General features: G+C 65.3%; 8 protein-coding genes. 3 read left to right on the top strand and 5 right to left on the bottom strand.

The annotated features are described in order from the left end of the window. The first annotated feature begins 162 nt into the window (after nucleotides 1–162). Entirely contained in the window at nucleotides 163–930 is a 768-nt protein-coding gene (locus AAF481_06660; protein MEM7480837.1) for a DUF547 domain-containing protein, read from the top strand. A gap of 20 nt (nucleotides 931–950) precedes the next feature. On the opposite strand, the gene AAF481_06655 is transcribed toward AAF481_06660, so the two are convergent. From AAF481_06655 to AAF481_06640, 4 genes are all read right to left on the bottom strand, one after another. Beyond that, nucleotides 951–3,710: a pitrilysin family protein gene (locus tag AAF481_06655; GenBank protein ID MEM7480836.1), complete on the bottom strand. Its 2,760-nt coding sequence runs from the start codon at nucleotides 3,708–3,710 to the stop codon at nucleotides 951–953. A 121-nt stretch (nucleotides 3,711–3,831) separates the two neighbouring features. Further along, nucleotides 3,832–4,560, bottom strand: coding sequence for a DUF533 domain-containing protein (locus AAF481_06650; GenBank protein MEM7480835.1), 729 nt, complete (start codon nucleotides 4,558–4,560; stop codon nucleotides 3,832–3,834). A 36-nt stretch (nucleotides 4,561–4,596) separates the two neighbouring features. Then, nucleotides 4,597–7,203 carry a hypothetical protein gene (locus tag AAF481_06645; GenBank protein ID MEM7480834.1) on the bottom strand — a complete coding sequence of 869 codons (2,607 nt, stop codon included), beginning with the start codon at nucleotides 7,201–7,203 and terminating at the stop codon, nucleotides 4,597–4,599. Nucleotides 7,204–7,298: 95 nt separating this feature from the next. Beyond that, nucleotides 7,299–8,003, bottom strand: coding sequence for an outer membrane beta-barrel protein (locus AAF481_06640; GenBank protein MEM7480833.1), 705 nt, complete (start codon nucleotides 8,001–8,003; stop codon nucleotides 7,299–7,301). Between the two features lie 211 nt (nucleotides 8,004–8,214). Here AAF481_06640 and AAF481_06635 point away from each other — a divergent pair, with 211 nt between their 5' ends. Continuing rightward, the gene (locus AAF481_06635) at nucleotides 8,215–9,873 is read left to right on the top strand and encodes a metallophosphoesterase (GenBank protein ID MEM7480832.1); all 1,659 of its coding nucleotides are present in this window, start codon (nucleotides 8,215–8,217) and stop codon (nucleotides 9,871–9,873) included. 52 nt (nucleotides 9,874–9,925) lie between these two features. On the opposite strand, the gene AAF481_06630 is transcribed toward AAF481_06635, so the two are convergent. Next, nucleotides 9,926–10,741 (bottom strand): hypothetical protein, encoded by an 816-nt coding sequence (locus AAF481_06630; GenBank protein ID MEM7480831.1) that lies wholly within the window; start codon nucleotides 10,739–10,741, stop codon nucleotides 9,926–9,928. Between the two features lie 300 nt (nucleotides 10,742–11,041). Between AAF481_06630 and AAF481_06625 the strand changes: the two genes are divergently transcribed. Beyond that, nucleotides 11,042–12,163, top strand: coding sequence for a DUF4236 domain-containing protein (locus AAF481_06625; GenBank protein ID MEM7480830.1), 1,122 nt, complete (start codon nucleotides 11,042–11,044; stop codon nucleotides 12,161–12,163). Nucleotides 12,164–12,181 lie beyond the last annotated feature (18 nt).

Below are 12,181 nucleotides of genomic sequence, written 5' to 3'. Positions count from 1 at the left end.
GCCGGAGCGGCCGGCTTCAGGGGACCGGTGCATCCATCGGATTTCGGAACACGTATTGCATAGGAGGATGTTTCGCGGGCCGATGGCAAACCGACCAAGAAATGCCGCTCACGGCCCGTCTGACGATCCACATTCACATACTGAACAGATAAAGGGTACCCCATGAAGATTCTTCTCTACTCCCTCGCGATCACGGCCCTCGCCGTACCGGCCTTCGGCGAGACTTTTTCCCACGACCGCTGGGGCCGGGTGCTCCAAGAGTTCGTGAACGAAGAAGGCCTGGTGGACTATCAAGCCCTGTCTGAGAATCGCGGCGACCTCGACGCTTATATCGCGCAGGTTCAGAAGTACAGCCCGGAGTCCCACCCGGAGATGTTTCCCACCCGCGACCACGAGTTGGCCTACTACCTCAACGCCTACAACGCGCAGATTTTCCTGGGCGTTCTGAGGGAAGACATCCCGAGCAGCGTGTGGGGCTTCCTCGGCATCGGTCATGGCTTCTTTGTCGGCATGGACATCACAATCGGCGGCAGAAAGACCAACCTCAAGAAGCTCGAAGACGTGGACATTCGTGAGGGCTACGAAGATCCGCGCATTCACGCCGCCCTCAACTGCGCTTCCATCAGTTGCCCTCGCCTACCGCGGGAGCCTTTCCTGCCGGATGCGCTTCAGGCCCAGCTCGACGCCGCGATGACCGAGTTCGTCACCACCTCCCGCGGGTTCGACCTCGACCGGGAGGACCAGGAAGTCCACCTGTCCAAGATCTTCGACTGGTTCGAGGGTGACTTCCTGGCCTACGAGAAGAGCCAGGGCAGCAAGTCGCCGAACCTGATCGACTACGTCAACCGCTACCGCGGAAGCGAGCCCAAGATTCCGGCGGACTACGACGTCGAGTTCCTGCCCTACGACAAGGATCTCAACAGCCAGTAGGAATCAGCGGCGCCCTCCACTCACGGGTCGATCGGGCGGCCGGCCGCGTCGAGACGCTCAACCGGGCCGATGTCGAGGGCACGGACGCTCTCTTCGACCGCCTCCAGATCTCCGACCACCACCCACACGACGCGATCCGGCTGGAGGGCCTTCCGGCCGATCCGGTGGACCGCGTCCAGGGTGACCCCGCGCAGGGCGCTCGGGTAGTTCTGCCAGTAGTCTTCCGGCAGCCCGAAGCGCACCTGCTCCTCCAGGGCGGCGGAAACTTCCCCGGCGGTCTCCCAGCTTCCCGGCAGTTGTAGCACCCGATTGTCCCGCGCCCGCCTCATCTCCTCCTCGGAAACCGGCCGGTCGCCGACCAGCGAACCCAGTTCTTTGCGCATCTCGACGATCGACTCCGCGGTCTTGTCCGCCTGCACCGGCGCCAGGGCGATCAAGGGCCGCTGGCCGAGGGCGTCCGGCGCAAAGGAGAAGGAGCCGTAGGACCAACCCTTGTCCTCCCGCAGATTGAGATTGAGGCGCGAGGTGAAGTCGCCGCCCAAAACCCGCATGAAGAGCTCGAAGGGCACTTCGTTCGGGTTCGCCGTCGGCATCACCACCTGACCGGCGAGCAGAATCGACTGGACGGCTCCCGGCCGGTCGATCAAATACACCGCCTCCGCCGCCGGCAGCTCCACCGGCGCGATGGTCAACGCCGGCACGTCCCCGGCCTGCCAATCACCGAAGGCCTCCTCGAGAGCGGGCCGAAGCTCGCCGAGGGTGGTGTCGCCCACCACCACCAGGGTGGCGTGATTCGGTTTAAACCAGGTGCGGTGGAAGTCCACCAGATCCTGCCGTTCAATGCGGTCCAAGGACTCTAAGGTGCCGCTGCCGGTGAGTGGTTTGCCGTAGGGGTGGTCGGCGCCGTAGAGACGTTCCGGCAGCACCCGCAGGGCGAGGGCAAAGGGCTGCGTCTTCTCGCGCTCGACGGCCGCTCGTTGGCGCGCCATCAGCCGCTCCAGCTCCGCCGGTGGAAAGGACGGCTCCAGCGCCACCCGGGACAGCAGATCGAGGGACGGTTCGAGGTTCGAAGCGAGGGCCGACATGGAGACCAGGCTGGTATCCAAGCGGGCAAAGGTGCCCAAGGTCGCCCCGAGTTCCGCCAGCCGATCGCTGATCTCCAGGGCATCCATTTCGCCGGCCCCTTCGTCGAGCATAGCTAGCGCGAGCTGAGCGGTACCGGCCTCGGCCGCCGGATCCGCCGCCGTACCGGCCTCGACCATCAAGGTCAGGTTGACCAGGGGCACCGCGTCGCGCCGGGCGAACACCACCTCCAGACCGTTGTCGAGGGTGGCGTACTCGATCTCCGGAAAGCGCGGCTCCGGCGCCTCGCCGGCCGCCGGCAGCGCGGAGCGATCCACTCCCGGTTCTGCCGCTTTCCGCTCCTGCCAGGGGGTGACCGTGAGAGTGTAGTCGCCGCGCGTCGCCCAACGCCGCAGTACGCGTTGGAGGTCCGCCGGAGTGGCCTCCGCCACCCGCTCCAGCGTCTCTTGGTAGCAGGCACCGTCGCCCCGGAACACCTGGCACTGAGCCAGGATGTCCGACTTGCCGCCGAAACCTCCGATGCGCTCGGCGCCCCGCGCGAATCGGGCCAGCCAGCGCGCCCGCGCCCGCTCGACCTCCGCCGCCGTCGGCCCCTCGGCGATCAGGCGCTCGAGCTCCTCCATCGCCGCCGCCTCGACCGCCGCCGGTCGGTGTCCCGGCGCGACGTTCAGTTCCAGGGTGAACAAGCCGGCGATCTCGCGCAGATCGACGTAGGCCGAAACCGAAGTGGCGGACTGATCGTCGTACACCAACCGTTTGTAGAGGCGTGACGACTTGCCCTCGGAAAGGATCTCCGTCGCCAGATCGAGAAAGTCGGCGTCCGCGCTACCCCACTCCGGAATGTTCCACACCTTGTAGATGCGGGCCTGGGCCACGCGGTCCTCGGCGGTGTCGCGGACACTCTCGCTACGCTCGGCGATCCACGCCTTGCGGCGGGCCAGCGGCGGCCCCGGCGGCACGTCCCCAAAGGCCGCCGCGACCTTCTCGCGGACGGTTTCCACATCGATATCGCCGGCCAGCACCAGCACCGCGTTGCTCGCCCCGTAGCGCTGCCGGAACCACTCCTTGACGTCTTCAAGAGAGGCGGCATTGAGGTCCTCCATCGAGCCGATCACCGTCCACGAGTACGGATGGCCGGGCGGAAACACCGCTTCGGTGATGCGCTCGTAGGCCAAGCCGTAGGGCTGGTTCTCGCCCTGCCGCTTCTCGTTCTGCACCACCCCGCGCTGCTCATCGAGCTTGTCTTGGGTGATCGCCCCCAGCAAGTGCCCCATGCGATCCGACTCCAGCCACAGGGCGACGTCGAGGGCTGAGGTGGGCACGTTCTGGAAGTAGTTGGTGCGGTCCTCGTTGGTGGTGCCGTTGGCGTCCGTCGCGCCGACGCTCTCCAGCGCGGTGACGTACTCGCCGTCGAAATTCTCAGAGCCGTTGAACATCAGGTGCTCGAAGAGATGGGCAAAACCGCTCCGGCCCTCCGGTTCGTCCTTCGAGCCGACGTGGTACCAGACGTTGACGGCGACGATCGGCGCTTTGCGGTCCTCGTGCACCAGCACCGTCAGACCGTTGTCGAGAACGAAGCGCTCGAAGGGAATGTCGATCCGCGGCATCTCCGCCGAATCGGCGAAAGCGGCGCCGGTGGCGAGTAGCGCGACGGACAGCAGGAGGACGACGTTCCGGGAGAGAAGACGTGATGTCATGGTGGATTCCTTTGGTGGATACTTCAGCCGTCGAAGGACGGAGAGCGGTGGCGCGGTGGGCGGGAGACCCGCGTCCTATCCCAAGAATACGTGGCGGACGCGAGGCGGTTGCACCCCGGAACTACGCGAAGACGCCGTCGGTCAATTCCCGGCGCCGCTCGTCGGTCAGACCGAGGGCCTCGCCGAGGGAAACGAGCCAGCGCTCTTCGAGGTCCGAGACCTCGCCGTCGGCGCGCAGCACCAGCACCGCCATCTCGAACAGCATCTCGCCGGTTGGCTCGTCCGGTGCCGAAGCCGCCAGCTCGCCGACGGACGGCGGCACCAGCAGATCCCGCCGCACCTGGGCAACCTGCTCGTCATTCAACACCCCCGCTTCGAGACGACCGTCGATGGCGGCCTTCTCGTCCGCCGCCAACTCGCCGTCGGCAAGCGCCGCGGCCACCATCGTACGAACCACCGCATACGCCAGCTCCGGGGGCATCTCGACCGGCTCGTCGGGCGCTTCCGGTGGCGGCAACTCCGGCAGCGGCGGGATCCCGGACGGCGCCTCCGGGGGCGGAGGCGGTGGGGGCACGAGACCACCCCGAACTCCCTCCACCGGTGGCGGCGGGGGCGGCGGCACGGCGCCCGGCGGGGGAGGCGGAGGAGGCGCTCCAAGGGTCGAAGCCCCGGTCCCGCCAGGGGCCGCCATGGGGCCGCGCTGCATCTTCTGGTGCAGTAGGGTGCCGGCCACGGCCGCGCCCCCCATCATCAGCAGCCGTTTGCCGCCGATGCGGCGCACCAGCCGGCGGGGGTTGACCCCGGTCGATTCCTTGATCATGCCGGAGACGAGATTCTCGATGAAGCGCATGGCGTGACAGCCTCCAGTGGTTCGTGAGACGCCGGGTCAGTTGGGGCGCAGACGATGGAACCACCGCTTGCGCTTGAGTTCCAAGGGTCCTTCCGCCGAACCGAGGGAGGTAGCATGACCGGAAACGTCCTCGGCAACGACGAAGTACTGGACGGTGCCGTTGCGGTGGAAGTCCGGCGGTACCTCGACGGTGTATTCGCTGCCGTCGCGGCGGTAGGACAGCGGCTCATAGGCGCCGCCCTCGACCCGCGCCGAGACCGCCACCCGGTCCACCCGATAGTCGTCCGTCGCCACGAAGACGACGAAGGCCGAGGTGTCCTTGGCATACTCCGGCCCGCTGCCGGAGCGCAATTCGAGGGTGGGGGCCTGGCGGTCGGCGGCTTCGAGACCGGAACGCAAGCGCCGCCGCAGCTCCGTCAGCCGACCGCGCAACCGTTCCGGCGGCGCCACCCCGGTCAACAGCGCCAGGCCGTCTTCGAAACGCGCCTCTTCTGCCGCCACCTCGGCGGAGTCGAGGAGCGCGTCGAGGTTGCGTTCGACCTGCTGACGGGTGCGGTACAGGCGAATGCGCTGGTCGAGGCCCTCGCGCCCGGACCACAGGGCAGCGAGGGCTTCCAGGTGTTCGAGAGCACCCTCGATGCGGCCCTGCTCGAACAGCCTCTCGGCCTCCTGCTCCATCGCCTCGGCGGCCGTCTCACGCAGGCTCTCGGCGCCCTCATAGGCGGGAAAGATCTGACGAAGCTGAGCGGTGGTCTGTAGCACTTCCTCGGATTGGCCGGCGCGGGACGCGCGGCGCGCCCGGGTGTACACCGAATCGATGCGGCGAGCGCGCGCCAGGGCCGCCTCGGATCCGGGGTGGCGCTCCAGGAAGTTGCGCTCGTTCAAGCCCAGGCCCACCAACACGTTGCGCAAGCGGGTGAGGCTGCCGGCCCGATATCCCTCTTCCAGACCCTCGGCGAACCGCTGTTCGTCCAGGCGATCGACGGAGGCCGCCAACCAGGTCATCAGCTCGCAGTCCGCCGGGCCGAGGGCAACCTCTTCTGCCGGGCCGAAGGTGCTCAGGATCTCGCGCACCGCCTCGTCTTCGCCCTGGGCCAGCAGCTCCCGGGCCTCCAAAAGATCGGCGTTAACCGGTGCCAGCGGCACCGGCTCCTCCGGCACGGCCGGCGCCGCCACCGGCGGCGCCGGCGGCGGCGTCTCCACCACCGTGGGCGGCGCCTCGCCGGTGCGGCCTGACCACCAAACCGCCAGCAAGGCGGCAACCACGACCACGCCGAGGGCCGCGGCGATCAGCGCTGCCTTGGCGAGCGAAGAGGACTTCGAACGGGTGACGGGAGGAGGCGGGGGAACGGCCGCTGACGCCGGCTCGCCGGCCGGTGGTTCCGGCAATCGATCTCCCCCCAGATCCTCGGCGGTGAGGTCCGGCGGCGGGGCCGGGATCGCCAGGTGCGGCGGTAGCTCCGGTGGCTCTTCCTCTGCCGCGTCGGAGGACGCGAAGGCCACCGGTGCCAGCATCTCGTCAACCGAATCGACATCTCCAAGACCGAGGAACACCTGCTCCGCTTCCGGCGCGGACGTGCCCGGACGGGTCTCCTCCAGCCCTGGGCGGGTGCTCTCGTCGGCGGTGTTGCCGTCGACCCCCGGACGGGTGCTCTCGAGGAGACCGGGCCGCGTCTTTTCCTGATCGAGCGGCGACTCTCTGAGGTCGGCGGTGTCTTCCGGGTCGTCACCGGCCGGGGGCCAGGGACCCAAGTCCTCGGGCAACACCACCCGTGTCACCTCCGCCCCCTCCGGCAACACACTCTGGGGCTGTCCCGACGGCGGAGCGCCGACCGGCGAGCGCATCAATTCGTCCTGAGGGGTGGTGGAAAAGGTCAACCGAGCGGCCGGAACCCCGGGGCTCACACCGCCTCGGCCCCACAGAGCACGAAACAGCGTGTCGCTGATCTCCGGGTAACTGACCACCGGCGCCCCATCGCGGGCGCTGAGACAACGCTCGAGCAGCCGGCGCAGGGTCTCCGCATCCTCCAGCTCAAAGCTGATGGCGAGGGGGAGTTCGACCTTCGGGGTCGTCGTCTGACCGTCCCGGACCGTCGCCCCCAGCAGGGTACAGGCCACCCGGCCGAGGGCCTGGACGTCGCGCCGCCGCAGACGCACTTCGTCGGCATTGAGCAGCACCGACGCCTGGATGCCGCCGGCCAGAGAGAGCATTTTGGCGCGGGCACCGGAAGGGTCGACGGACACCCACAGATTCGAGGTGGAGAGCGCCGAGTGGTAGACCCCGCGCTCGGCCAGCAGGTCGAGGCCGCCGATCACCTGCATCAACAGCGAGGCGATCTGCGCCGGCGCCTCGCCGACCAGGGTGTCGAAGGTCCGCCCTTCGATCGGCTCGCGCACCAAAAAGAGCCGTCCGTCCTTCGCCGCCCCTCCACCGAGAATGGCCGGCAGACAGGAATGGCGCAGCGTCACCAGTTCGTCGAGCTTGCGCAGGAAGGATTCTTGGTCGCCCTCGTTGGGAACCAGCTCCAGGACCACCAACTCGTCAGAGCGCTGATCGATCGCCTCAACGGTGGCCCACGGACCGTCCTCGTGCAGCACCTGCTGTTGGACGTAATGCTCCGAGATCTCGATTTGGGTTTTCATACGAACGGACCTCCCGCCGAGTATCAACGGGAGGATCCGTCATTATATGCGCGTCGGTGTGACGGCAATGGAGAGCGGAGCGAACCTTTGCCCTCCTAGAACCTCCAGGCGATGCCGGCGTGCAGGTGCCGACCCGACAAATCGAGGTTGCCAAGGCCCTCGAAATCGCCCCCCAGATCTTCGTCGAGATCCTGCCAGCGGGCTTCGCCGAAGATCGACATCTGATGCGACACGGGAAACTCCACGCCGAGCAAGAAAAACCATCCGAGGGTGGTCTGGGAATCCTCGAAGGTGGTGGTGAAGATCTCCGGCTCGAAGAGATCGAAATCGATGAAGTCACCGGACTCCGTCAAGGTCCAGTCGTAGGCGCCACCGCCGACTCCGACATAGGGCACTACCGGCGACTGCCGCGACGCGAAGTCCAGCACGTAGGCGACGGTGGCGGAGACGACCTCGAGTTCCGTGTCGTGAACGATCGGACGGCCGGTGCTGTCGATGAAGTCGAGATAGGCGGAAGCTTCCTCTTTGGAATAGATGTCGACCGAGAAGAGCAACCCGCTGCGGGGCCCCAGGCCCCAGCGGAAGTCTCCGCCGACGCTCAGGCTCTCGAAGTCCGAAGGCGTCAGGCCGAAGATCGCCGCGTTGTCGTCCCAGTACTGCGACTCACCGTCCGGCGTGAAAGCGCCCGCCCGAAAGCGGATCGCGTTCTCCGCCGAAGGTCCATACGGGCTCTGGGCCAGAACAGGCACCGCGGCGAGAAGCGCGAGGAGAACGAGAACTGTCAGGAAGTGGGTCCGCATGTCAATGCCCCTTTTCGTCGAGTGATTCCGGTTCAAACTCCATTCTCAACCCACCATCACAGCAACACCGATGCCAGCCCGAAAAACCGCGGAAAACTCCGTCTCCAAGTCCGTCAACGCCCTGTAGAGAGGACACTCCACGGCTCACCGGAGACGGTTCTGAGATGATCTGGCGGCCATGAGAACCCATCACTCCCGAGAATCGAGAATCATGCGTCGACACACCCACCTCGCTCTAGCCCTCCTCGTCATCCTCGCGCTTCACGGCTGCGCCTCCACCGCTCCGGATCCCGCGGAAACCGCCGCCGAGCCGTTCTTCGAGATCCTGGCGATCAACGACGTCTACCGCATCGAAGGAGTCGACGACCGGCAGCGCGGCGGAATGGCCCGCCTGCGCACGCTACGCGCCCAACTCGAAGCGGAGAATCCCAACCTCCTGTTCCTCCATGCCGGAGACTTCCTCGCTCCCTCCCTCGCCAGCCGGGTGTTCCAAGGCGAGCAGATGGTCGACGCCATGAACCGCCTGGACGGCGATCCACAGGCCTTCGACGAGCGCTTCTTCGTCACCTTCGGAAACCACGAGTTCGATCTGAAGGACGCTGCCACCCTCGACCGGCGCATCGCCGAGTCGCAGTTTCGCTGGCTGGGCACCAACCTGTGGATCGATGAGCACCAGGGAGTCCCCCTTCTCGCGTCGGAAAACCGCATCGGCACTGCCCTCATCGACATCGGCGGCATGCGGGTCGGCCTCTTTAGCCTGACCGACGAGTCCGCTCAACCGTCCTACATCCTCGACTTCTACGACCGCAACGACACCGCCCTCTCAGCATCCACCAAGCTGCGTGCGGCCGGCGCCGAGGTGGTGATCGCCCTCACCCACCTGGCGGCGGACGAAGATCGCCAGCTCTACTGGGATCTGGGAGACAACGGGCCGGACCTGATCATCGGCGGCCACGACCACCATCGCATGGCGATCAAGGTCGGCGATCGGTGGATCCTGAAAGCCGACGCCGACGCCCGCACGGCAGTTCACGCCAAAGTCTTTCCGCAAAGCGACGGACCCCCTCGCGTCGAGAGCCGCTTCCTCGCCCTGGGCCCAGAACAACCGGAGCCAGACCCGGACGTCGAAACCGCCGTCGCCGACTGGAATCGCCGGGTGGACGAGGCCTACTGCCAAGACCGTCTCGGCATGGAACCCGGCTGCCTGGACCAGGTGGTGGGAAACACCCGCGTTGTTCTGACGGCGGAAGAACTCTCCATCCGCCGCTTCGAGACCAACCTCGGCAACTGGATCGCCGACCGCATGATCGACCACTTCCGGCCAGCGGCACCGGAGGGTTTTCCCTTGGTCGCCTTCGTCAACTCCGGCAGCCTGCGGCTCAACCAAGACCTACCGGCCAACCGCCCGATCCTGCGCCGCCACATCGAAGAACTGTTCGCTTACCCGGCGGAGATGCGGCTGCTCAGAATCGACGGCAAAACGTTGAAGGAGGTGGCATCGCGCGGTGTCGAGAGCTGGACCGGCAACGGCTGGTGGCTACAGATCAGCGGCTTCGCCTACGTCCACGAGCCGGAAAACGAGAAGGCCTCACACCTGACCCTCCTGCCGCCGGACGGTCCCGCCCGCCCGATCGAGGACGACGAGACTCTCTACGCCGTCACCGTCGACTACCTGGTCAATGACCAGATCGGCGACCAGGACGGCTACGTGATGCTGCTGCCGAGAAGCGTCGCCTCCACCGGCGTAGACCTTCACGACTACGTGCTCTACGCCCTCGCCAAAGCCGGCAGCGAGGGCATCGCACCGGAGATTGAGGGGCGCATCTGCAACACCGAAAAGCCGGGGCCTTGCCTGGCGATCACGCCGTAGCGGCCCCGACTCCGAGAAGTTCCAATAACGGAAGGCGGAATGCGGAGTTCGCTCACCGAGCGTCGTCCACCACCTCCCAGGGCACCTCCGCCCCGACCATCACGAGATCGAGCGCGATCCCTTCCTTCGGTGCCGGGCCGTTCCGTCGGGTGTTCTGGAACTCGATGTCCACGAAAACCGGCAAGCGAGAGTAGTAGGTGCCGTTGGTGGCGCCGGTGCGGGTCATCACCATGGAACCGGTCTCACCGCCGACGCCAGGGCCGCGAGCGATCACCTGGAAGCGTTCCGTATACCGACCGTCGCCGTAGGTCACCGTGATCGGCTTGAGACTCTGCAGCGAGAGCGAAACGAACTCGATCGGCACCGTGCGGCTGTCGCCAATCTCTTCGAAGGAAACGTCGGCGAGCCGCGCCACGATGGTGTCCGTATCCTCCGGCTCGGACGGAAAAGACGGCGTGGTCGAGGAGAAATGGCCGACACCGTCCGCACAGTGGACACCGAACTTGTCGGAATCGGATACCCACTTGCACGGATCGTTGTCGAGAGTACCCGGCTCCAACCCGAGATCGCCCGTCGCCAGGCCGACGAAGAGCACCCGAACCGGCGACTGGATGGCGTCCGACAACAAGCAACCGTTGGGCGTCTCCAAGCAACCGAAGTAGCCCTCCGGAATACCCTCACCCTCCGATCCCAGATAGAAGTACGAGCTCCCGTCCGGTGGCGTGACAAACAGGTCATAGCCGGCGGGCACCTTGAGCTGGCCCGGCGAACCGTCAGGGTGGGTGGTGAGCTGACCGACGGCCGGCAGCGCAACCAGGGAGAGGCTCAACAGAGCGAAAAAAAGAGAGATATTGACGCTGGTTTTCATGACGTGACTCCTGTACTGCGGTTAGTGATGGGGTCTCCAACGATGGAGACCTCTTCGCGTACAGGACGTAACGACGGGGGCGAGGCGAATGCCTCACTCGGACCGGGTTCCGCCCCGAAATCCCGCTATGCCCGAGCAAAACGGTCCGAGGACCAGATGAGCCACAAACTTCACCGATACTGCTCAGATGACCCCAATCACTGACTAAGACCGCTTCAGAGAGGGGATTACAAATGACCTGCAAACAAGAAAGCGCCTGAGCGAGGCCAGCACCAGACCATCAGCAAGGAGACCCACCAAATGGGCCTGCGAATCCGAAAGAGTGTCAAGGTAGGACCGTTCAGATTCAACCTCTCCGGATCAGGGATTGGGGTTTCCACAGGACTCAAGGGCCTCCGGGTTGGAGCCGGACCTCGCGGAACCTATGTTTCCGTCGGTAGACACGTTACGTACTACCAGAACACCGCCAGTTCGCCGAGTGCTGAACCAAGAAGGCACGTCTCTACCGGTGGTCGATCGGCGGCAGAGGTTCTACCAGAAGGAACCCATGATCCTCTCGTCGAGATCGAATCAAGTGATGTGACCACGATGGTTGATTCTTCTTCAGGCGAGCTGTTGAACGAAATTCAAATGCGAAGAAAGCAAACATCGCTGACCGTCCTAGCCGGATTGGCCGCATTGGTGGTTTTTCCGATCACGCTGCTTTCGCCACTACCAACCTGGGCAAAACTTCTTGTGGCGCTCGCGCTGGTTGCCTCGATCACCGCCGCGCGCGTTCGCGATATCAGCAAGAAGAGTGTCGTTCTCTTCTACGACTTCCAGGACGACATGGCGACCAGATACTCGAACTTTCTTGACTCGGCCGAAGCTCTCTCTAGCTGCAACGCCATCTGGCACATTCAGGCACAAGGTCGAGTTCGAGACAAGAAATACCACGCCGGAGCCGACAGTCTCATTAGGCGCAACCACACGTTTCTCAGAAAGGCTCAACCGAAGTGGGTAGAACTCAACATCGACGTAATGGCTCTAGGGGTCGGACTCCAAACTCTCTTCTTCCTGCCGGATCGGATCCTCGTATACCAGGGGGCGGCGATCGGAGCGATTCACTACTCCGACCTCGCACTTGACGTCCATTCTTGCCGGTTCATCGAAGACGGGAGGGTTCCTAGAGACGCAGAAGTAGTAGGTCAAACCTGGAGGTATGTGAACAAAAGCGGTGGGCCAGATCGGAGATTCACCGACAATCCCCAAATTCCGATCTGCCACTACGAGGAGATTTCCTTCTCGAGCAGCTCAGGCCTCAACGAACTGATCCAGGTTTCGAGAGTTGGGCATGGCCAATCCCTTGCGGCTGCTCTGGCAGCTCTCACCACCGCCCCGCAGCCCGGAGTCCTTCCCCCTCATGAGAGCTGGATGGGCTAATCCCTGTCGCTAGGCCTC

The sequence above is a fragment of the Acidobacteriota bacterium genome (genome assembly GCA_039030395.1).
GTDB lineage: Bacteria > Acidobacteriota > Thermoanaerobaculia > Multivoradales > JBCCEF01 > JBCCEF01.
This window is presented reverse-complemented; position numbering and strand designations above follow the sequence as displayed.

Excerpts from the sequence above, each read along its gene's own strand:
- AAF481_06650 (MEM7480835.1), bottom strand. The coding sequence starts at position 4,560 with ATGCGCTTCATCGAGAATCTCGTCTCCGGCATGATCAAGGAATCGACC.
- AAF481_06625 (MEM7480830.1), top strand. The coding sequence starts at position 11,042 with ATGGGCCTGCGAATCCGAAAGAGTGTCAAGGTAGGACCGTTCAGATTC.
- AAF481_06655 (MEM7480836.1), bottom strand. The coding sequence starts at position 3,710 with ATGACATCACGTCTTCTCTCCCGGAACGTCGTCCTCCTGCTGTCCGTC.
- AAF481_06630 (MEM7480831.1), bottom strand. The coding sequence starts at position 10,741 with ATGAAAACCAGCGTCAATATCTCTCTTTTTTTCGCTCTGTTGAGCCTC.
- AAF481_06645 (MEM7480834.1), bottom strand. The coding sequence starts at position 7,203 with ATGAAAACCCAAATCGAGATCTCGGAGCATTACGTCCAACAGCAGGTG.
- AAF481_06660 (MEM7480837.1), top strand. The coding sequence starts at position 163 with ATGAAGATTCTTCTCTACTCCCTCGCGATCACGGCCCTCGCCGTACCG.
- AAF481_06635 (MEM7480832.1), top strand. The coding sequence starts at position 8,215 with ATGCGTCGACACACCCACCTCGCTCTAGCCCTCCTCGTCATCCTCGCG.
- AAF481_06640 (MEM7480833.1), bottom strand. The coding sequence starts at position 8,003 with ATGCGGACCCACTTCCTGACAGTTCTCGTTCTCCTCGCGCTTCTCGCC.